The 21170-nt window shown below is 37.8% G+C and carries 21 protein-coding genes; 10 read left to right on the plus strand and 11 right to left on the minus strand.

Annotated features, from left to right (window positions below):
* The first annotated feature begins 120 nt into the window (after positions 1-120).
* Positions 121-420, plus strand: a complete 300-nt coding sequence (locus V7108_RS19745; protein WP_335569151.1) for a DUF3243 domain-containing protein — start codon at positions 121-123, stop codon at positions 418-420.
* A gap of 56 nt (positions 421-476) precedes the next feature.
* Here V7108_RS19745 and V7108_RS19750 read toward each other — a convergent pair whose 3' ends face one another.
* The 4 genes from V7108_RS19750 to V7108_RS19765 all read right to left on the minus strand — a co-directional run bounded on the left by V7108_RS19750 (position 477) and on the right by V7108_RS19765 (position 5715).
* On the minus strand, positions 477-2747 hold the full coding sequence (locus tag V7108_RS19750; RefSeq protein WP_335569152.1) for an excinuclease ABC subunit UvrA: 2271 nt from the start codon (positions 2745-2747) through the stop codon (positions 477-479).
* A 453-nt stretch (positions 2748-3200) separates the two neighbouring features.
* Positions 3201-3485, minus strand: coding sequence for a hypothetical protein (locus tag V7108_RS19755; RefSeq protein WP_335569153.1), 285 nt, complete (start codon positions 3483-3485; stop codon positions 3201-3203).
* 34 nt (positions 3486-3519) lie between these two features.
* A complete protein-coding gene (locus tag V7108_RS19760; protein ID WP_335569154.1) occupies positions 3520-4401 on the minus strand; it encodes a GNAT family N-acetyltransferase in 882 nt (293 codons plus the stop codon).
* An 81-nt stretch (positions 4402-4482) separates the two neighbouring features.
* Positions 4483-5715 carry an aminopeptidase gene (locus V7108_RS19765; protein ID WP_335569155.1) on the minus strand — a complete coding sequence of 411 codons (1233 nt, stop codon included), beginning with the start codon at positions 5713-5715 and terminating at the stop codon, positions 4483-4485.
* A gap of 145 nt (positions 5716-5860) precedes the next feature.
* Here V7108_RS19765 and V7108_RS19770 point away from each other — a divergent pair, with 145 nt between their 5' ends.
* The gene (locus tag V7108_RS19770) at positions 5861-6148 is read left to right on the plus strand and encodes an HNH endonuclease (protein WP_335569156.1); all 288 of its coding nucleotides are present in this window, start codon (positions 5861-5863) and stop codon (positions 6146-6148) included.
* Positions 6149-6216: 68 nt separating this feature from the next.
* Here V7108_RS19770 and V7108_RS19775 read toward each other — a convergent pair whose 3' ends face one another.
* The gene (locus V7108_RS19775) at positions 6217-7173 is read right to left on the minus strand and encodes a siderophore ABC transporter substrate-binding protein (RefSeq protein WP_335569157.1); all 957 of its coding nucleotides are present in this window, start codon (positions 7171-7173) and stop codon (positions 6217-6219) included.
* 561 nt (positions 7174-7734) lie between these two features.
* On the opposite strand from V7108_RS19775, the gene V7108_RS19780 reads away from it, so the two are divergent.
* On the plus strand, positions 7735-8643 hold the full coding sequence (locus tag V7108_RS19780; protein ID WP_335569158.1) for a nuclease-related domain-containing protein: 909 nt from the start codon (positions 7735-7737) through the stop codon (positions 8641-8643).
* Positions 8644-9546: 903 nt separating this feature from the next.
* Here the strand turns inward: V7108_RS19780 and V7108_RS19785 are convergent.
* The gene (locus V7108_RS19785) at positions 9547-10266 is read right to left on the minus strand and encodes a VCBS repeat-containing protein (RefSeq protein WP_335569159.1); all 720 of its coding nucleotides are present in this window, start codon (positions 10264-10266) and stop codon (positions 9547-9549) included.
* Positions 10267-10438: 172 nt separating this feature from the next.
* Here V7108_RS19785 and V7108_RS19790 point away from each other — a divergent pair, with 172 nt between their 5' ends.
* Complete coding sequence (locus tag V7108_RS19790; RefSeq protein ID WP_335569160.1) at positions 10439-10930, plus strand: hypothetical protein; 492 nt, start codon at positions 10439-10441, stop codon at positions 10928-10930.
* 110 nt (positions 10931-11040) lie between these two features.
* On the opposite strand, the gene V7108_RS19795 is transcribed toward V7108_RS19790, so the two are convergent.
* Positions 11041-11724, minus strand: coding sequence for a hypothetical protein (locus tag V7108_RS19795; protein ID WP_335569161.1), 684 nt, complete (start codon positions 11722-11724; stop codon positions 11041-11043).
* A 330-nt stretch (positions 11725-12054) separates the two neighbouring features.
* Between V7108_RS19795 and V7108_RS19800 the strand changes: the two genes are divergently transcribed.
* The gene (locus V7108_RS19800; RefSeq protein ID WP_335569162.1) at positions 12055-12984 is read left to right on the plus strand and encodes a hypothetical protein; all 930 of its coding nucleotides are present in this window, start codon (positions 12055-12057) and stop codon (positions 12982-12984) included.
* Between the two features lie 113 nt (positions 12985-13097).
* Complete coding sequence (locus V7108_RS19805; protein ID WP_335569163.1) at positions 13098-13514, plus strand: PTS sugar transporter subunit IIA; 417 nt, start codon at positions 13098-13100, stop codon at positions 13512-13514.
* A 217-nt stretch (positions 13515-13731) separates the two neighbouring features.
* Here the strand turns inward: V7108_RS19805 and V7108_RS19810 are convergent, their stop codons facing one another.
* A complete protein-coding gene (locus V7108_RS19810) occupies positions 13732-14028 on the minus strand; it encodes a hypothetical protein (RefSeq protein ID WP_335569164.1) in 297 nt (98 codons plus the stop codon).
* 973 nt (positions 14029-15001) lie between these two features.
* On the opposite strand from V7108_RS19810, the gene V7108_RS19815 reads away from it, so the two are divergent.
* From V7108_RS19815 to V7108_RS19830, 4 genes are read left to right on the plus strand one after another with little or no spacing between them, the layout of a single operon-like run.
* Positions 15002-15709 (plus strand): DUF4176 domain-containing protein, encoded by a 708-nt coding sequence (locus V7108_RS19815; RefSeq protein ID WP_335569165.1) that lies wholly within the window; start codon positions 15002-15004, stop codon positions 15707-15709.
* Positions 15709-15939, plus strand: coding sequence for a hypothetical protein (locus V7108_RS19820; RefSeq protein ID WP_335569166.1), 231 nt, complete (start codon positions 15709-15711; stop codon positions 15937-15939). The genes V7108_RS19815 and V7108_RS19820 overlap by 1 nt, the downstream gene beginning before the upstream one ends.
* 33 nt (positions 15940-15972) lie before the next feature.
* Entirely contained in the window at positions 15973-16275 is a 303-nt protein-coding gene (locus tag V7108_RS19825) for a DUF5344 family protein (protein ID WP_335569295.1), read from the plus strand.
* On the plus strand, positions 16275-18056 hold the full coding sequence (locus V7108_RS19830) for an ADP-ribosyltransferase (protein ID WP_335569167.1): 1782 nt from the start codon (positions 16275-16277) through the stop codon (positions 18054-18056). Before V7108_RS19825 ends, V7108_RS19830 begins: the two co-directional genes overlap by 1 nt.
* Positions 18057-18420: 364 nt before the next feature.
* Here the strand turns inward: V7108_RS19830 and V7108_RS19835 are convergent, their stop codons facing one another.
* The 3 genes from V7108_RS19835 to V7108_RS19845 form a co-directional block, all read right to left on the minus strand.
* Complete coding sequence (locus V7108_RS19835) at positions 18421-19917, minus strand: IS1182 family transposase (RefSeq protein WP_335569296.1); 1497 nt, start codon at positions 19915-19917, stop codon at positions 18421-18423.
* A 170-nt stretch (positions 19918-20087) separates the two neighbouring features.
* Positions 20088-20321 carry a hypothetical protein gene (locus V7108_RS19840; RefSeq protein WP_335569168.1) on the minus strand — a complete coding sequence of 78 codons (234 nt, stop codon included), beginning with the start codon at positions 20319-20321 and terminating at the stop codon, positions 20088-20090.
* A gap of 417 nt (positions 20322-20738) precedes the next feature.
* Entirely contained in the window at positions 20739-21152 is a 414-nt protein-coding gene (locus V7108_RS19845) for a hypothetical protein (protein ID WP_335569169.1), read from the minus strand.
* Positions 21153-21170: the final 18 nt, after the last annotated feature.

The raw sequence follows: 21170 nt of genomic DNA on the forward strand, positions 1-21170 counted from the left end.
CAGAACCGTCCCCCATGTCATTCAGGAAACATTTTAATAGGTTTTATTTAGGAATAGATAGGGTATGTATAGGACAAGCACACCATTATAACAGGATGCACACCTAAAGGAGTGATATTCATGGACAAACATTTAGATGAGGAAAAGATAGAAAACCAGGTTTACAAAAACGGAGATGCCTTAACAGATTTTGGTGATTTCAGAGAATATCTTAGTGGAAAAGTTAATTTAGGAAAAAAACTAGGTATGGATGAAGAGCAGTTAGCCAACTCGGCTCAGAAAGTAGCCGATTACCTTTCGTCAAAGGAGCCGCCTAAGAATTCCGAGGAGCGTTTATTGCAGGAGCTTTGGAACGTGGGGACTGAGGAAGAGCAGCATAAACTAGCTCATATGCTTGTCCGCTTAGTGCAACAAACTTAAAAACCATGGGGACGGTTCTGGCGGCTTAAAAAGCCACCAGAACCGTCCCCATGTTGTTACCCTTTAATATGTTCCTTCAAGTATCTTCCCGTGATCGACTGCTCATTATTGATAATCTGCGAAGGTGTGCCCTCGAACACCACCTGGCCGCCCTTGCTGCCTCCATCCGGACCCATATCAATGATCCAATCACCCTGACTGATCACATCAAGGTTGTGCTCGATGACAATCACCGTATTACCGGCATCCACGAGTCGATTCATCATCTCTAGAAGGTGACCGATATCAGACATATGCAGGCCGGTTGTCGGCTCGTCCATCACGTAGATGCTGCCCTTCTTATGCAGCTCGCTTGCCAGCTTGATGCGCTGGCATTCTCCACCAGAGAGTGTGCTGAGCGGCTGGCCAAGTGTAATATAGGTCAGCCCTACATCCTTCATCGCCTTGAGCTTCTTCACAACCTCTTTCAGCTCAAAAAATTCCAATGCCTGCTCCACATTCATCTCCAGCACATCAGCAATGGACTTGCCGTTCAGTTTGTACGCAAGCACCTCTTCCTTAAACCGCCTGCCTCCGCATACTTCGCATGGCAGCTTCACGCTGTCGAGGAATGCAAGGTCTGTATAAACCACTCCTAGTCCTTGGCAATTCTCGCAAGCCCCAGTTGAATTGAAGCTGAACAAGCCTGGTTTTACTTTGTTTGCGGAAGCAAACGCCTTACGAACATCATCCATGATGCCCGTGTAGGTTGCAGGATTCGAGCGTGTTGACACACCTACCGCTGATTGATCAATGACAATCGCATCTGGGTGCTCTCCGAGGAATACTTCATTAATAAGCGTACTCTTGCCAGAGCCGGCGACTCCCGTAACGACTGTCAGCACTCCAGTTGGAATCTCGACACTCACGTTCTGCAGATTGTGCAGTATGGCATTTTTGATGGATAGGTTGCCAGATGGTGTCCTGCAGTCACCCTTCAGTTGGAGCGGCCGCTTCATATGGGTGCCTGTCAGTGTACCTGACTCCAACAGTCCTTGGAAGCTTCCTTCATATACAATGGTACCACCGCGGCTGCCGGCATGAGGGCCAACGTCTACGATATGGTCCGCCACTTTGATCACATCAGGATCATGCTCAACCACAATCACGGTATTGCCCTTATCACGCAGCTTTTGAAGCAAGCCATTTAACCGGTGTACGTCACGGGGATGCAAGCCAACGCTAGGCTCATCGAAGATGTATGTGACATCCACCAGACTGCCGCTTAGGTGTTTCACCATCTTGACGCGCTGCGACTCACCGCCGGACAAAGTATCTGTTTCACGATCCAGCGTCAAATAGTCAAGACCGATATCCACAAGATGCTGCAGCCGCTCTCTCAACGACTTAACGATTGGTGCAGCTTTCGCGTCATCAATTTCCCGAATGACGGTGATGAGCTGTCCGACCTCCATGGACGACATCTCCGCAATGTTTCGTCCATTGATCCTGCAGTTGAGCGCGGCCTGACTGAGTCTCGCGCCGTGGCAGCTGGAGCAAGGACCCTCAGAAATGTACGGCGCAACCGCTTTTTGTGTACGCTCGGACTTCGTTTTCACATCCTGCTTGATGTATTTGTTAGTGAACTTCTCGATGACGCCTTCTACGGTAATATTCATTTCCTTTCCGGCAAAATCCACCTTCACCTTCTTCGCTTTGCCGTAAAGCAGCTCCTCCAGCTCCTTTTGCGAATAGTCGCTTAGCTTCTTATCGGGATCAAAGGAACCTGACTGCACAATTAAGTTAAAATCCCAGCCGTCCACCTTATAGTCCGGCAGCATAAGCGCCCCTTCTTTCAACGACTTTGACATATCCACCGCCTTCTCCATATCTACACCGAGCTTGCGGCCGATCCCGTTACACTCCGGGCACATGCCATGCGGATCATTAAACGAGAACATGTTCGCTTGTCCAACATAGGGCAGACCCACTCGAGAGAAGAGAAGACGGAGAATGGGAGAGATATCGGTAATTGTGCCCATCGTAGAATGGGAGCCGCCGCCTAGCCGTTTCTGATCGACAATCACAGCCATGCTCAAGTTCTCGATTGCATCCGCTTCCGGCTGCGGATAGCGGGGCAGGAACGTGCGCACGAACATGCTGAAGTTCTCATTCAGCAAGCGTGTGGATTCAGCGGCAATCGTATCGAAGACAATCGATGACTTGCCCGATCCGGAAACTCCGGTAAAAATCGTAATCTTACGCTTGGGAATTCTTAACGAAACGTTCTTGAGATTGTTTTCCCTCGCACCCGAGATAACGATATATTCCTGATTCATTTCGTTCATGATTAACATCCTTCCGATAGTGTTAATTCTTCTATTCACATTGTACATTTAGCGAGAATAGAAAGTCGAGCAACTGAAAGTCACCAATAACGGCCCTTTATATCCAACCGCTTAACTCCTGAAAATTTACATCTTAACACAAAAAAATCATGGACCATGTCCATGTTCAAAATATTTATATTAGATTTACTGTCAAATTAGACTGTCACATCTCTCCATGTAAAAGAGCCCAAACAGTGTCAAAATATCTCGTATGATAAGAATAAAGGCTCGTATTAATAAATCTTTAAATCTTTGTTCATAGTTTATTCATTAATTGGGGGTATGATAATTACATGAAGAGGAAAGTCTTTTTCAAACTTTTCATAACCCCCCTTTTTTTATATAGTTTTTGGATTCGGCAATTGGCCGAATCTATTTTTTTGTCTATTTTTATCATACTGGCATATATAACTAATCCCAATAATTATAGATTACCTCTCCAACGGTTTGAGGCTTCCAATATAAAATATTCTGTATTTCATCTTTATTTAATGTATTTTCATTTCTCAACAGGTACTTTCGCCCATCAGGTTGTATCGGTTCATGAAGTTCACTCGTGGTCAAAACCCGATAGTCCTTATTAAGGGCTATTATTTCGTTTGCCAGTTCCTGATGGTCCATAAACTCGATGGTCATGTATTCAACTTTAGAAGCAAATGCAAAAAATGGGTAGGCCGCATTTAATAAAATGTACATCCTCTCGCTGTATTTTGGTGGATGGTATTCATGATTAACTCCCTATCCTTTTCATCATAAATACCTGTTCCGTTGAGACAGAAAATCCTAACTCCTTAAGAGCGTCTACTAAAACTTTATTTTTAAGAGGGATGTTCACTATGATATTTTTCATCTTCGCATCATGGGGATGAAATACCTTCTTTAAACCAGCTAAAATGATCTGCTTTTGATCACTCCTGTCCTGAACAGCCATCCCTTGGTACAAAACAGTGCCTATTTGAACCCCGCTATTATCCAAAACCCTGCGGTATAAAAAATACCCAACATTTTTGTCTGCAGCTGAATCTGATATGGTTAGCAGCTCTGCGTCTTTAATATTGAACCATTGTGTTTGCCATGGTTTGATGTTTTGATCGTAGATATCTAGTGAAAGAATATCGTGAGCGTTTCCTTTTTCATAAGTAAGAGAAGGGTCAGCTTCTTCAAACGCCAAGGAATCTTCATGACTCATCCATAATAGGGAATCTGCGACCTCGTAGCCCATCTTTTGATACAGCTCGATAGCGGGTGTGTTTTCACGAATGGCTTCGAGCGTAGCAACTTCTACTCCTTCTTCACGATTAATCGCTTCTGATGTTTCCACTAAAAATCTCCCAACGCCTTTACCACGGTACTCGGGGACTACGGCAGTTCCACCATTCCAGGCAGCCTTCACCCCATTGATTTCCTGAATTCCATTTAATAGAATCCCAACAGGTTTGTTCCCATCATACGCCACAATCGACTTGGAAATCGAAAGGTTTTCTTTAACGATTCTTGCAATAAAAGCATCAAGAGTCATAGATACCTCGACGAAGTAACCTTTAAAGCCTTCATTCCATATCTGAAGAGATTCATTAAAAGTCAGTTCATTCAGTCTTTTAAACGTGTACATAATCATCATCTCCCTGCCGAAAACCGCAGGGACGGTTCTGGCGGCTTAAAAAGCCACTAGAACCGTCCCCCTGGCAACCTGTTATGCCCAGTTTCCATTTTTAAACAATTTAACTTTTCTCCCATCGTGATATTCGGCCACAATTTCTAAATGTGCTGAGCCAATCATAAAGTCCGTGTGCCCGCTGCTATGGTTAATACCTTTTTTCTTATAATCCTCCAAGTTAATATTCTTTGCATCATGAAGTGCCATGGAAATTGCGTTCCCAATCGCCAGGTGGCAAGAAGCATTTTCATCAAACAAGGTATTATTAAAGATGATACCAGAATTCGAAATCGGTGAATCATGTGGTACTAGGGCCACTTCACCAAGAAATAGCATCCCTTCATCCATACTAAGGAGCTGTTTTAATGTCTCGTAACCTTTTTCAGCAGAAAAATCCACTACTTTTCCTTCTTTAAAGGTTAATGAAAAGTTCTCGATTAAATTTCCTAAAGCAGATAATGGCTTTGTACTTGCAACCGTACCGTTTACCCCCAATTTATGAGGTGTCGTAAACACTTCCTCGGTTGGAAGGTTCGGAATGTAAGTGGGACCAAATGTGGATGGGTGCCCGCCGCCAACCCATTTATGATCTGGATGTAGATCAATGGAAAGATTGGTTCCCTTGGATTTATAATGCAGAGTCTTAAAGTTCTGCTCGTTTAGATAATTCACTTTTTTTGTAAGAGTCGCAGAATGCTCCTCCCATGCGGCGATTGGATCTGGCTGATCGACTCTTACGGTTTTAAATATTGCTTCCCATAATGCAGCGACTGCTTCCTCTTTGTTCAAATCTGGAAAAATACTCACTGCCCAAGCTTCCGTTGGTACACCAATGATCGCCCAGGGCACATCACCTCTTAGTCTTTTTTGAGAGATTGATTTGAGTTTGTCAGCCCCGTTTTTTTGAACGTACATAATCCGTTCAGGCGGGATATTTGCGTATGCATTCGGGTCGGTCCCTGCAATATAAAGCATACAGTCATTCTCGTCTGCCAGACTATTAAACTTATCAATCTCCCATGGCTGAATGAAATCTTTTAAAACATCATCCGATGCGTTTAAATAATGAATTCTATTTAAATCTGTATCCACCCAGTCAACAAACACGCGTTTACATCCGTATTCATACGCATATTTCGTAACTCTCCGGGTAAAATCGGCCGCTTCAATAGGAGAGTTTATCAGTAATCTCTGCCCCTTTTGAACGTTTAGACCAATCTTGACCACTAGTTCTGCATATTGATCTAACTTCTCTTCAAAACTTTTCATATTTCTCCCCCTAAAAATAAAATAGACTTATGCATTTATTATAATTCATGTACTATATGCAAATAAATAAATACATCCATTTATTTCTATTTGCTGCCAAGCTGAATGGCTGCTAATGGATGGGAATTGAGCAGGAGGTGTTAGTATGGGGAAATGTGAACTTTGCGAACGAGAATCCGTTGAGACGACTGTCCATCATTTATTGCCTAAAGAGATGGGCGGTACATTTGGTTCTACCGCCCATTTGTGCATCCCTTGCCACAAACAAATCCATGCTCTCTATACAAATGAAGAAATCGCTGCCCGTTTAACCACGATCCCTGAATTAAAAGCAGATGCCCAACTAGCGCGCTTCCTGAAATGGATTCGTAAACAGCCTTCAACAAAACTGATGAAAACTAAAAAATCAAATGCGCGCAAACGGAAGCAATAAAGACCAAAGGGACGGTTCTGGTGGCATAAAATGCCACCAGAACCGTCCCCCCATGTTCCAGCTTCCTTCTATTTTAGAGCTGCTTTCACTTCTTCTACCATTGATTGTGTGGAAGTAATTCCATTTCCTGCAATGTACCAGTTCACCGCGTCTAGATAAATGATCTTTCCATTTTTATACGCATTTGTTTTCTTTACTAACTCATTTTCAAGGGTATCTTTTGCCCCTATCTCGCCGCCAATTGCAGCAGAGCGGTCGATAACAAATAGAACATCCGGATTTTTTTCTAAAATATATTCAAACGTGATACTTTGACCGTGCTGTGAAACTTCCAAGTTTTCGTCTACTGCTTTAAAACCAAACACATCATGGACAAATCCATAGCGTGATGCTGGGCCAAAGGCACTTACTTTTCCTTCGTTCGCCAATAAAATCAATGCCTTGCTGTCAGAAGCGGTTGCTTCTTTATTTAATGTTCCAATACTAGCTTTTAGCTCACTCATTTTTGTTTCAAGTACGTCTTCCTTTTCAAAAACTTCAGCTAAAAGTTTGAAATTCTTTTCAAGTGAGGACATGTAGTTTGCATAATCAACATCTATAAAAACGGTCGGTGCAATTTCTGCAAATTGGTCATATAGCTCTGCTTGCCTTGAAGAAATGAAAATCACATCTGGCTTTAATTCGTGCAGCGCTTCAAAATCAGGTTCTTTTAAGCTTCCAACATTGGTATATTCTGAACCTGCATATTTCTCTAACGTCTTCGGAACGATTGCTTGTGGAAGACCAGTAATTTCAACACCCAATGTATCTAACGCATCTAGTACACCAAAATCAAATACAACAACTTTCTTTGGGTTCTTTTCAATGGTAACCTCACCGTACTTATGGGTAATGGTTACTTCTTTCACTTCTTCTGTTTTCTTATCATCAGAACCTGTGGAATTACTCGCTTCCTCTTTGCCGCCGCATGCAGCTAATATTAAAATCAATGCGAACATAATAGCTATGAATTTGAATTTTTTCATCTTTATAGTCTCCTTTAGAAATAAGTTTGGTCAAAATACTTATGTAGAACATAGGAAAAATCTATCTGTCTATCAATTTAATCTTGTATTCAGCTCCTCTTATTTATCAATTGTAATTGAAAACGATTATCATTATCATATGTATATAATATAATCACAAGAAAATTGTGTCAATAGGTAATTGAGAATTATTTTCAACCAAAATTTCCTAATAGTTTAAAAATGAGGTCACAATCGTAAATTTAGAGGGGTTGGGGCGAAAATCGGCATTGGATCACCTTATTGCAATAACGGGGAAGTAACGTAATAAGGCTTTACAGCAGAGGGATTTAACAAATGTTTGTCGATCACATAATAACAGCACCTCTCTCGCTATCTTGAGAAGGTGCTGTTGCCATTTTTCATATAGAACTCATTTAACTTATGATACGGTTCACCGCACCTGTTTAAGCGGCAGTTTTTTATAAAAGTTTTATTTAAAAATACTGTCAATATTTAACGAAAAATTCACATTCATCTGTCCAGTTTTTATATAAAATAGGTTTAGAAAGGAAGTGGCCAATGATACTTAGAAGCCGACCAGAATCAGATGAATTATTGAAAATGCGCGCTTTAAACACGCGGATGGAGTTAACACAAGAAGAAAAGTTCCATTATTTCAACCTTGAAAAAGGTTATGAGGGTGAGGTGCAATTTGACCGGAAGGCAGAAGTTCTTCAAGAAGAAAGGTATATCATCAATGACTTGCTGCTTAAAATAAACAATTCCTATTTTCAAATTGATTCAATGCTTATTTCACAGGAAGTCATTCGCTTGTTGGATGTCAAAAATTTTGAAGGAGACTTTTGCATTGAAAAGGACAGATTCTTTCTCGTTAAAAGCGGTCGCGAATATAAAAATCCAATCGATCAATTAAACAAATGCGCCTCACAATTCCGCCAGCTGCTCCAAGACCTCAAGCTTAATTACCTCGTTGAAGCCACCACTATTTTTATTAACCCTGAATTCAATTTATACAACGCGCAAGTGGACCACCCAATTATTCTTCCCAATCAAGTGAACCGGTTTTTAAAAGGTATAAATGATACATCATCCAGGTTGAATGATGGTCACAAAAAATTGGCCCAACAATTACTTTCATTACATCAAACAAAGAACCCCTTTACACAGGTGCCAAACTATCAATTTGAGCAGCTAAAAAAGGATATATATTGTAAATTTTGTCGTTCCTTTTTGCTTTCTTTACAAAACCATCTCTTTGTTTGCGGAAAGTGTGGAGGTCATGAAACCGTTGAAGATGTCATTCTACGGAATGTGAGGGAATTCCAGTTGCTATTTCCTGAACGAAAGATAACTACTACCAATATTTATGAGTGGTGCAACGTCGATTTAACCAAAAAGACATTTTGCAGGGTATTAAAGAAAAACTTCCAGTCCTTTGGAAAAACGAGTGATTCCTATTATATATAATCTTTGTTTAGATGTCAGATTGGTATTCTTTCAGACACAATTACACTTTTTTAGCTCTACCCTGTTCAAAGTTTGCTTGGCTTCGGACATGACCCTGCTTCTTTGGACCTGTCTTGTTCGAAGGGGACACAGCTTCGGACACGATCCTCCTTTTTATGCTCTGCCTTGTCCGAAGGGGACACAGCTTCGGACACGACCTTGCTTTTTTGGGCTTGCCTTGTCCAAAGATGACACAGCTTCGGACACGACCCTGCTTTTTCGGCTCTGCCTTGTCCGAAGGGGACACAGCTTCGGACATGATCCTGCTTTTTATGCCCTGCCTTGTCCGAAAGTGACACAGCTTCGGACACGCCCTTGCTTTTTCGGCCCTGCCTTGTCCGAAGGTAACACAGCTTCGGACACGACCTCGCTTTTTCGGCCCTGCCTTGTCCGAAGGGGACACAACTTCGGACACGACCTTGCATTTTCGGCTCTGCCTTGTCCGAAGGGGACACGACTTCAGACATGACCCTGCTACTTTGGTCTTGCCTTGTCCGAAGGGGACACAGCTTCGGACACGACCTTGCCTTTTTGGTCTTGCCCTGTCCGAAGTTGACACAGCTTCGGACATGACCCTGCTTTTTATGCCCTGCCTTGTCCGAAGGGGACACAACTTCGGACATGATCCTGCTTTTCATGCCCCGCCTTGTCCGAAGGGGACACAGCTTCGGACACGACCTTGCTTTTCGGCCCTGCCTTGTCCGAAGGGGACACAGCTTCGGACACGACCTTGCTTCTTTGGGCTTGCCTTGTCCGAGGTTGATCCGATATTTTAAACTGCCTCTATTTATGATACGGTTCACAATGTTGTATCAAAATGTGCATAATGACTAATTTTAAAAATCTATCCTTCCGAAGTTTAGACTAATACCCAAAAACAGCTACATACTGATTTTGCAAAACAAATTGATTACCTAACCACCCTAAAGTATTCAAAACATATCCTAAAGAATCTGCATTATATCTTCCGGCAATTTTTTGATACGCCAATAGCTCATACACTTTATTTGAATCAAAATCGACAGGATATAAGCCACTTAGAGGATTTACAAAACCAGTGATAGGACTTTTCAGTTTACCGTTTGCATCATATATTTCATTTAAATACTCAGCACCTCTTGTTGAAATGTCTATCAAGTACTTTTTATTATTGATTTTGCTGACAACTTCCACTTTGTAATGGTCTTGATAGGTAACCTCATATTGATATTGCTCATTATAAACATTGAAATCAAATAGTAATTGAGCAGTATTTTCCACAAAGGAATAAAGATAATGGTACATGATTCCACCGCTTCCACCTGTAGCAATACTGATTAAAATATCATCTACTCCATTACCAGTAAAATCCCCCAAAAATATCGTAGGATTGTAGCCAGTATTTTCGCGAAGGGGAACACTTTTTACCTCACCAGTTCTTCCATCTTGAACAAGCAGGGTGATATTTTGAGTAAATGGACTAGCTGGAGTCTTTATTCCGGTTAAATAGACAGTATCAGGTATTCGATCGCCCGTTACATCACCTCGTGCAAACGAAACAAGTTTCGGCTGATTCATCGCTGTCCTAGAATAATAGTTATACATAACATGCTCCTTTTCATGATGACGACTATCATCTTAACTGGCCTTTATTAAGTAATATCTAATCATCAACATCATAAAATTTATAAGGTCAATTAAAATATTATACGCTCTCCGCACTCGATGTTTCCGAAGGTTGGTTTTCGTTAATGATTCATCAAAATGGAGGAAAAAAATGAAGAAATATGGTTCTTTCTCTGGTACGGTTACCATGATTCAGGATTATTTAGTAGGTTCGGATGAGGAGTTAAAAGGATGTTTTAAATTAATGTCCCTATTAAGAGAAGATGGATCAATCGTAAATTTCGTGATTAGTCCAACAACCTATTTTCTAGATCATGTTGTGGTTTCAGTTGGAGACCGGGTAACCGGATATTATGATGTAAATTTACCTGTTATTCTTATTTACCCGCCACAATATCAGGCACTCATTATCGTAAAAAATAACCCTTATCAAAATGTAAAGGTAGACCTTTTTAACATGCAGCTCGTGAGTAGTGATGGTCAGTTACAATTGAATATCTCTAGTTATACTCCGATTTTATTACAAAACGGCCAACCCTTTACATTGAGTCCTGCCAACAGAAATCTGCTTGTTGTATATGGCCCTGCCACATTTAGCATTCCAGCTCAAACCACACCCTATAAAATCATTGTTTTGTGTTAGTTGCATTTTAAAAAGACCATTAAATATAATTGCATTTTAATGGTCTTTTCGCCTTCCTTCATTTAGTTTTATGACAGGAATAGAACCTGTTAGTGAAATCCGCCCTTTTATTACCAAGAAACAACAATCCACTCTTCCAGCTTTTCGATGGTGAAATCATCGCCAAATTCCTGCGGACCATTTAATTGAACACTTTCTCCCGTTTCCGCCACTTGTTTGATACCTTCGATAATTTCTTCTGTGGCGTCTCCTTTATCTACCATTAAATCACATAGAATATCGATATTGTTTGGTGCAGCACTCGCAACCCCAGTACTCATACCGACAAGCACTTCCCCCTCTTTTACAATGGCAAAAACATCAGAATATGGAATTGCATAAAGTGCTGCCCCGTACTTCTCAGCAACATTGATCCAATCTTGGAATTTTTCTTCCTGCATGAGATTAATATATTTCGAATCTCCGATCATCACATAATCTTCAACAAGTGGTTCTTCCGGTTCCACAGGCTCCTGTAGCAGGGATGGCATTTCATCTTCCTTCTCCTCACTTGTCTGCGAAGAAATGAAAAGTGTACTTTGCGTTTCAACGTTGTCATTATTTTCACTATTTACAAGTTTTATATTTTGGTTACTTTCATTCATTTCTATTTCAGTTATCGTTTCGTTTTGTTCCAAGGTGATAGTTTGTGGAGATAATTCATTCGTCGTATCTACCTTCCTCTGAGATACATCTTCAGAAGAACAGGCAGCCAGTAACATCGAAAAAGTGATCAAAATTAAACCATGCTTCATCTTATTATTCCCTCCCAAATTATCTCTATATGTATAAGACGTTTTAATGATGGAAAAGTTCCCCTTTTCTTAAAAATAGGACATTAGTTACAATTTTCAAAAAATAGAAACACTCCGTTACGACCACTTATGAAAAAATAGATGACTAAAAAAGAAGTTTCTTTTATTTACCCGCTTCTACAAGAAAATAAACTAGATTTGCAAATTTTTTTAGTAGGACCTGCCTCTAGTATCTAGATAGTCCTTTTTGACTGTTTTTTTACTAGATGAATCCAACTTTTGAAAAAAAACGTATAATGAACAAATCATCTTAGAGAGGGGAACATCACGTTGATAGGCAAGATTAGGAAATTTTTTGGATTCCTTTTGATTATTACTTCGCTAATTTTTGGAACTGCAGCAGTAGGAATGGGTTATGGGGAACCCCTTTTTCCAACCCTTATGATGTATCTACTAACAAGTATCTTACCTTTAGTATTAGCTATTTTCTTATATGAAGGAAGAAAAGGCTTTACGTTTAATGCCGCAAGTTTCAAGTCTTTACTCACACACCCTGGAATTCGAGTATATGTACTGATTACGATTGTTACACCTTTATTGCTTAGGTTTTTCGACAGCAGAAAGTTCAGTAGTATCGATCGTTTATCAAGCACAGGGGATGTTTATTTTGAGAATATATCCGTAGATTGGCTGGGCTATACTACCGTGTTTGCTGGACTTGGTGCATTCATGTGTTTTATAGGTCTCTTTGTGATCGGATGGAAGAAAAGCAAGAAAACCGTTAAATTTACGTTTATCCTTACTTTTGCACTAACGGTATCAATTTCCTTCATCATTCATAACGACTATAAAGCCATTAATCAAGATGGCCTTGTGATTAGTACACTTGGGAACAAAGAAATGATTTCTTGGTCAGTAGTAAAACATGTAAATCTAAAAGGAAACATATCGAGTGATGGGTTTAGTAGAAATTCAGGCAGCAGTTTTAAATGGAAGTTTGTATTTCTTTTAAAAAATGGAGAAACTCAGGAGTTTGGACCATTTGCCTACTCAAAATACAGCCTAGAAAACTCCTTACAAATTAAAGAACTTTTAGCTGACAAAAAGATCTCCCTTACGACCGATAAATTATATGAAAAAGAATGGGACTTTGTTGAGGTTGACATGGAATTTGAAGAGGATGCAAATCCTGAGGATTTTTATTCAGTTTTTCAATACAATCCAGAAACGAAGCAGTACTATTATATCTCGTATGAATAAATACTGTTCGTTTGAAAAAAGGCAAAACTCGAATTTGCTTGATGTCTTAATACAGCCGCATGATTGTTGGGGTAAAACCTGAATCCATAGGCCTCCCAATATAAGGCAAGGTGGTGCCGCTATCCAGTATTCATGATTCGCTTTTTTCAACAGGTACAGTTGGAAAGGGGGTAGCCATTGAGCCTGAAGAAGGCAAAGTTTATTCCCCTGTTTCTGGTGTGGTAACTACTCAATCTCCAACGGAGCATACAGTAGGTGTGACCTTCAATAATGGAGCGGAAGTATTAATCTTCATTGGTGTTGATACAGTAAATTTGAATGGCCAATTTTTCATACAATATGTCAAGCAGGGAGACAAAGTAAAACCAGGTGACCTGCTCATTGAATTTGATACAAATAATATTAAAGCATCCGGTTACCAAACGACGACACCGGTTGTCATTACCAATCAGGAAGAATATCTCGATATAAAACCTCTAACAAACGGGGCCGTTACACCAAAGGACGATTTATTAAAACTGAGTGTTTAATCAAAAACCCCCAATGGAGATGACCTTTTCTCTAATGGGGGTTTTGAATGCTTTATTAGTAGTTCTTACAATCTCTTAATTTGGTAATTTAGAAAAGCCTTTTTACTTCTCAATTCTTTGTTAGTATCCTTTCTGTTTTTATAAAAAAATGGGATGACTTCATTTCTTTCCAATTAATGTCCAATCCCCATTCCTTGCATGATCCTGAAAGACTGTATTACTTCCCTTCCAATCTTTCCTTAACAAAACCATTTAATTCGGTGGCAAAATCATCAAAGTTTTTAGGTGTAATATCAACTATATCCTTTCCTTGACCTACGTGTTTTTCAACAGTACCATCTTCAAATTGCAGCCATAGATTCCAGCTGTACCCATCCTGAAAAGAAGCTGGATCTTCAAAGCTATAGTCACGCTTCCACTCCTGTACGTTATGCTTTTTTAAGATGTTTATGACATTTTCGGCATCATTAATTTTAACAGTCCCATCATTAAAACTCAGGCCTAGAGAATCCATTCTAGGATTTATATAGAAATCGTTTTTTGCAACATCAATTGCTATCTTAATTTCAGATGTGCTCCACTCTAAAATATACTTTGATCACCTCCTGTTGAAGTGAACCCCTAAGCGGGATTGTTTAGTCTAAATTAAGGGGTTCACTTCAAGTTCCTTGTTCAAGGGATATGATGTTTTTTTACATCATACCTCTCATAGATTGTAAGGTTTTAAATAATAATATAATGCCATCAAACCCTAATTTTAGTACATTCAAGAACATTCATTCCCATTAATAATATTCACTCAACAAAATGCAAAAATACCGATTTCGGCACCTTCTTTTTGGTACCTAGGGTGTTTTTCTACTATTAAAAAGACCGTATTGTGATATTATCCTCTACAAGTAGACACAGTGTAAAAAGACCCTTCTACAAGATGGTGTTACACTTAACTTATAGGGGTGATTTACCAAATATGGAAAAGGGCAATTAAAGCGCCCATTAGGTTTTAATATTGCCTGTTCCAATCGTTTGTTGAATTCATTTTTTGCGCTGAATTTCCCATAGTAGAGCTAATAACATGATGATCTTGATTGGTGCTGCAATCAGCGCATTATATTTTTCCCAAAAATAGGAAAAAAGCAATATTGCATTTACGAAATTTTGGAAATATAATTCAATTATTAAAACCGCCCGGTTGGTTGATGATTCTAGTCATCACAAATAAAAGAAAATAGTTAATCCAAATCCACATAATGAAATTTACACTTATTAAATGCATCTAAATACTACACTTATTTTTTTACTTCTCTATGCATTATTATTCATAATAGTCTTTTTTACTACTGTACTCTTCTTGTTATCTCTTAGCTTTTAAGCTAGACATCTACAATAAAAGTACAGTTTTACATTTTGTTTAAATTTCTGTCTAGATAAAAATGATTTTTCTCAACAACAAATTTCATTTATTAGAAAGTGAGTGTTTTCCGTTCATGAAAGAAGAATTTAAACAGAAATTAAAAGCGCTTGCGATGGAAAAGGTAGATAAAATTATATATTCATTGGAAAAAGAAAAACAAATGGAATCAGGATTAATCATAAAAGAATTTATTAAGTTATTTATAGAGGATCAATCAATTCTTCAAACACTTTATCGCGCATATAAGAAAAATCTAGCACTTTTAGAATTGAAAAGTAATGGTCTTGATATTTTATATAAAAAAGAAAATAGTCTACATACAATTGAATTTACAGATAAGCAATTTTCATTAGATGAAGATGCTTATGTTCATATACTATCTTATTCTATTGAAATTATGAGGGAAGTTTTGCCTTTAGGTTCTGTTGTCGAATTAGATAGAACATATTTTAAACCTGATCAACAAATGACATCACCATCAAAAATAATCATAACAGGTCGGTTTATTGCGCCAAAAGGCTATAACACATATTTTCCGTATTCCGGTGTTGTATACCCTTTTGGGGAAATGAAACCCGGCTCGCAAATACATTTTACAGCACCTTTAATCAAAAATATCATTCATTTAGGGTTTAAAGATGAAATGGATGAATCGTTTGAACTATTAATAAAAAAGGAGTTTATCGTTGATAAAAATATGAAATCCATTGAGTTTTCCGTCCATGATATGAAAAAGCTTCAAAAAGAGCTGGAATCGAAACAAAAAGCGGGTGAACTTTAATGGCTTTGTATGATTATGATTTTTGCAAACACATTGTTTATGGATCATGGGGATTTGATTCTGGAATTATTAATAATTTACAAGATGCAATAGATGAAATCAAGAAAAATTTTGAAGATATGGATCTTGAAAATGCCTCGGTTCAGGAAGAAATGAAAGTTATTATCGATCAAATGATTTCCGAATTAAAAAGCTTAATCGATACGATCAATTCTGTGCAGTTCAGATAAATTGCCGAACGGAGGGAGCGTGTTTGCGGTTTGATGGCAAAAGAAATCAAATTGGATATAGAAAGTCTGCAATCAACTTTAAATGAATTAAAAAAGTCAATTGAAGATTTTAAAAGTTACACGACAACTTTTAATTCCAATACGAGAAATCAATTAGAAAGTTTCAATTCAGACTTTATCGAAAAGGTAGACGGCTTGTTAGAGAACATGAATGATAATATGAATACGGATTTGATTAAAAATGTGAACGCCATTCACAAAGCAGGAGAAGAATTGCTAAGAAATATGAAAGAAACAGACGAAAAGATTGGTGAATCTTTCTGGGGTGGGAAGTAATGAAACGCGATTTAAAAATAAATTATGGCATTCTTGATCACATTATCGGCCAGCTTTATATGTATAACAAGGCACTTGATGGAATGCACACTTCCCTTTCTAACATTTCAGTATTTATTGAAAGCAACAGTGGTGAAAGTATAGATGCATGGGATAAAATGATAAAAAATTCAAAAGAAAATATAAAAAGCTATAAAACTCAAATCAAAGATCTCCTATCATTATTTGAAAATTATGTAACAGATACGACGGCATACATCAGGCCAATCGCAAGAAATGCAATTATGAGAGTGGATCGAAATGATATATGGGTAAATTTAGATCAAATTGAAACCGGAATATTAAATAATGTTTCAAAAGCTTTAAAATTAGCCCATAAAACTCCTGCTTCCTTTATTAGCTTTATAGACCCTACTGAACAAGAAAAACAAAAAAGCGAAGAAAATAAGGCGAAAATGAAAAACATCCGCTATGAAATTGAAGTTTCTAAAAATAGACTGGAAAAGTATATGTCTGAGTTGTGGGACCTTTATGATTCAAAAATTGTAAAGTTTGAAAATACTGATGATGCATATAATTATAGAGCCGCTCAAATAAAAGATAAGTATACAACCTTTTTTGAAGGTACAGTGGATATTGTTGAAATAATCATTGTAGGGGCTTGGGATCTTATAGAAGGGCTTGGAGTAGGTTTAAATGGAATCATAGAGGGAACTTTTACATTCATAGTTGATTCTGGTGTAGTCATCATAACAGTAGTTCTTCCTGATGTAATAGTGCCAGATTTTATAATAAAGGAAGCTGACGAAACGATTGATGAGTACACAAAATCTTTTCAACAATTAGTAAATGATCCTTGGGACTTTTTAGTTGAATCTCCCTTTCAATCTTTTACAGATACAGTGGAAGAAGAAGGGATCATGTATGGTGCAGGTATTTCCTTATCAGCAATAGTAGCTAAAAAATTATTTAATAAGAAAAAAGATAACAACTCAAACTCAGAAGATGAAAATAACAAAGGCAGCAACTCCAACTCAGAAGATGAAAATAACGAAGGTAACAACCCAACCTCAGATGATGGGAATAGCGAACATGATAACTCTACTTCAAATGATGAAAATAGTAAAGATAACGACTCTACTTCAGATAATGGTGATAATGAAGTTGACAGAGAAAAGGCGGTTAGTGATACTGGAAATATTAGATCCATTGAATCCATTGAGCAAGCTCATGCTTGGGGAGAAAAGCATTTCGATGAATGGTTTAATTCATTAACTAACCTAGAAAAACAAGCTTTATACAGTTATACTAATTATTCTTTTGCAAAAATTAATGATTATTTACGGGGAAAAACTACTTCATTAGATGGGATTAATCCCAATAGAATTACTGAGATTCAAAATGCATTAAAAAAAGCTAAAATTCCAGAAGATATGGTTGTATATCGTGGAACAGGTTTGACTTTAATTAAAAAGTTACTACCTCAATACAAAAATAAAAAATTTACAAATGCCATGATTAGGAATCTTATTGGAAAAGAGTTTAAAGATGATGCATTTTTAAGTACATCTGTTGTTAAAGAATCCTCGTTTAGTAATAGAAGTGTTTTTTGGACAATTAATGTTCCAAAAGGTGCAAATGGAGCATATTTAGGAAAGATTAGTTATCTTGAAACAGAAACAGAAATACTTTTTAACTCAGGACAACAAATGATAATTAGAGATGCTTTGGTTGATTCAAAAGGACAGATACATTTAGTTGTAGATTTAATAAATAAATAAATAGTTGAACTTTATGAGTAGAAAATCAATAAAAGAAAGATGGGAAGAGGATAACCGAAGTTATTTAAGACTCAGAATAAAAGAAAGATTAATTTCTGCAATCTTAACCGTCCAATACCTGACAACAATCGTTACATCGTCACCTTCCTAAAGTTATTATCGATCAAATGATTTCCGAAGAACAAAATCGCTAACGCAACTTAACCACGTCCCAAGTGAGTATTATTCACTTGGGACATTCCTCGCTCTTCGCATTGTGCCATTACAAAAAGGACAGACTACTTCCACTTCTTCATTCTCTTTTGAGCCACCGGGACGGTTCGAGACCGCTGAAAAACTAGCGTTTTTTTGCCCCTGCATTGTTTTAAAAAGTTATTGTTACAATTTTTGGATTAAAAATCATCATATTTCTTATAAATCCATTAGAAAAAGAGGATAGTATCGCTGCTATCCTCTTTAAATTTACTGCCAATGCAGCCAGTTTCGATTGCTTTGACACACTTAATAGACCATACCCCCTTGCTCGAGATAGGCCGTGAAATCTTTTGAGTTCCGCATTTTTCCCCTCAATGGAAGCTCTCTTTTTATATTTTTCTTTGAACTCATCTGTTTTCTGATATTGAGAGATTTCGAAGAAATCTGCGGTGTTTAATCCAACAGTAAGAATCCTCCTTGCACTTTTTTTGGCACAAACATCATGCAAGGGACATGTCTTACACCGATTGAGTTCAAAATAATATTTATAGCCTTCTCTTACTCCACCTTCTTTTCTTTTGGCACTAAAACGCTTCTTGTTTACTGTAATATTCCCTTGACTGCACTGCCATTCATCAGAATCTTTATTGTATGTAAATTCACTTTCATCCAATCTATAGACTAACGAACTTACTGGTATGTATGCTTTTGCATTTAACCCTTCAATATCATCTAATATGGATTTTCTGAAATAGGCCTTATCTCCATATACCTCTTGTACAGTCAAGCCGGATTCTTTGGTTTCCGCTAACATTTCCTTTGCATAACTTCCATCCATATAAGCGCCATCTGCTGTTCTCACAGAGGTAATAATGCGCTCATCAGTTGTCATCACAAATTCAGTTTTATATCCATAAAAGTCTTGGGTTTTACTTTTACGGCCTACTCTGGCATCCTCATCTATTAAAGAACGTATTCCTTTTTGATTAATAAACTTAGGATCTGCTAATATCTCTTTTGATTTTTGGAGAGCCTGATTGGTTTTAACCTCTTTTGTTGTAGTCTTCAATTCAACTTGATTGATGACAGTCTCCAAATATGTTTTCATTACAGTTTTTGCTTCTTTATGATCTTCCAATTCTTTATAGTCTGGTGCCTCCGGCACATCTTTTAATGGTTGTCCTGTTTCTTCTTCGTAAGTCTTAATAATTTTCCTACCTAAGTGTTTCATTAATCTTTCAGGAGTTTTCTTCTTTGTATTTGCCTCTATATGAGTAGCGTCAATACTTACACTCTTTCCTTCAATAATCCCGTTTTCTACACATTGTCTAACAATTTCAACGATCATCTCATCAAGTGTTGTTTCCCCCAGACGTTGTGTTCTGAACTTTGATAATAAACTTTTATCAGAAAGGATAGTCTCTGGATTTACACCTAAAAAGTATAGATAACCAAGGTTTAAGTTTGCTTCCTGAATAACCTTTTCATCAGATAGATTATACAAGTGTTGTAGTAACAGAAGTTTACACATTAATTCTGGTTCTTTCGCAGGGCGGCCAAAACCTTTACAGTAACTATCTTCTAATAACTTATTAATAAAACTGAAATCTACCGCTTGGGATATCTTTTTAAGGGTATGATTTTCTGGTATTTTATCGTATAATATGGAATGAAAACTTGATTACTTTGGCTCATGTCGAAGCATAAAAAAGCCCTCCTAATGGAAATTTTGGTTCTTGGTCGTTCCTTAATTTTACCATTGGTGGGGCTTTTTTGTGTTTAAAATAGAGTTTTAAATTGTAATTTTTAATTAACCGAAGGTTAATCTAGACTTTTTCACTGGTCTCGGACGGTTCTCCTGGCTTTTTGGTTTCTTATGCATTGGAGAATACCACCAGAACCGTCCCCTTGGTCCTCCTCATATAACTCTTGGTATTTCTTTTCCAGACTTGTATAATGAAACGATATCACACCATCATGATCATAGTCGGCAATCTCAGACTTGGCATCCTCCAAATTATTACTGATATCTTTCAGGTTATCGATCATCCCTTCACCAATGCGCCACAAACCGATCAAACCACCAATTCCAGCCCTCATCCTTTCCCAGTCGGACGGGATATACTTTACATCCATGAAAAAGCTCCTTTTCATGTTTTTATCTGAAGTTCCTAATTCTAGAGAAACCCCTTTTCCCTTAGCAACATAACTACCGATTGTAAAAAAAAGAAAGATCTTATTCATCATTATAAGGTAATAAATGTTAATGATTAACTTCACTTTTTCCTATATTTGGAGGATGCAATTAGGAATTTCCTCCCTTTTTATGGCACTGAAGCGAAGGATTGATTAATAATCCGAAGGTACTTGAAATAATTTAGAAGATGCCGAACCGAGATTGTTGCTACTTTTACCCATAACAAAATACAGGTCAATCATGGAGGGTACGACCGTAATTGACCTGTCAAATTAATACTATTACGTTTACTAGACGTTGAATCGCTTGAGAAAATCCTCCAAGATCTTCCTAGTTGCAATACCAGCTTTAGGGAGCAAATCATTTATACGATTCAGTATGAATGGATTGTCTAGTATCATTTGTTTACTTTCTGGGGTGGTAAAACTTCTTAAAGTATCTATGCATACCTCGAATAGTTCCTCATCTTCAGTAACAAGTAATGATGACAAAATTTCTAGTTCATATTTATTACAAGAATTGTCAAAACAATATACAAGTTTTTTCTGCCATTCCAAAGGTTTAGTATGCACAATTCTTGATAGATCCTCCCAATCTTTTGGACTAAACTCTGACAATATCTCACTAGCAATAATACAACCATCGTCGTACCATGAGTCCTCAGTTGTATCAGCAGATATAAGATGATCCAATTCTCTAAACATTTTTTACCACCTTTCTTT

The organism is Neobacillus vireti, from assembly GCF_036962345.1.
GTDB lineage: Bacteria > Bacillota > Bacilli > Bacillales > Cytobacillaceae > Neobacillus > Neobacillus vireti_A.

Coding starts and splice junctions, on each gene's coding strand:
- V7108_RS19745 (WP_335569151.1), top strand. CDS start 121: ATGGACAAACATTTAGATGAGGAAAAGATAGAAAACCAGGTTTACAAA.
- V7108_RS19750 (WP_335569152.1), bottom strand. CDS start 2,747: ATGAACGAAATGAATCAGGAATATATCGTTATCTCGGGTGCGAGGGAA.
- V7108_RS19755 (WP_335569153.1), bottom strand. CDS start 3,485: ATGTACATTTTATTAAATGCGGCCTACCCATTTTTTGCATTTGCTTCT.
- V7108_RS19760 (WP_335569154.1), bottom strand. CDS start 4,401: ATGTACACGTTTAAAAGACTGAATGAACTGACTTTTAATGAATCTCTT.
- V7108_RS19765 (WP_335569155.1), bottom strand. CDS start 5,715: ATGAAAAGTTTTGAAGAGAAGTTAGATCAATATGCAGAACTAGTGGTC.
- V7108_RS19770 (WP_335569156.1), top strand. CDS start 5,861: ATGGGGAAATGTGAACTTTGCGAACGAGAATCCGTTGAGACGACTGTC.
- V7108_RS19775 (WP_335569157.1), bottom strand. CDS start 7,173: ATGAAAAAATTCAAATTCATAGCTATTATGTTCGCATTGATTTTAATA.
- V7108_RS19780 (WP_335569158.1), top strand. CDS start 7,735: ATGATACTTAGAAGCCGACCAGAATCAGATGAATTATTGAAAATGCGC.
- V7108_RS19785 (WP_335569159.1), bottom strand. CDS start 10,266: ATGTATAACTATTATTCTAGGACAGCGATGAATCAGCCGAAACTTGTT.
- V7108_RS19790 (WP_335569160.1), top strand. CDS start 10,439: ATGAAGAAATATGGTTCTTTCTCTGGTACGGTTACCATGATTCAGGAT.
- V7108_RS19795 (WP_335569161.1), bottom strand. CDS start 11,724: ATGAAGCATGGTTTAATTTTGATCACTTTTTCGATGTTACTGGCTGCC.
- V7108_RS19810 (WP_335569164.1), bottom strand. CDS start 14,028: ATGGATTCTCTAGGCCTGAGTTTTAATGATGGGACTGTTAAAATTAAT.
- V7108_RS19815 (WP_335569165.1), top strand. CDS start 15,002: ATGAAAGAAGAATTTAAACAGAAATTAAAAGCGCTTGCGATGGAAAAG.
- V7108_RS19820 (WP_335569166.1), top strand. CDS start 15,709: ATGGCTTTGTATGATTATGATTTTTGCAAACACATTGTTTATGGATCA.
- V7108_RS19825 (WP_335569295.1), top strand. CDS start 15,973: ATGGCAAAAGAAATCAAATTGGATATAGAAAGTCTGCAATCAACTTTA.
- V7108_RS19830 (WP_335569167.1), top strand. CDS start 16,275: ATGAAACGCGATTTAAAAATAAATTATGGCATTCTTGATCACATTATC.
- V7108_RS19845 (WP_335569169.1), bottom strand. CDS start 21,152: ATGTTTAGAGAATTGGATCATCTTATATCTGCTGATACAACTGAGGAC.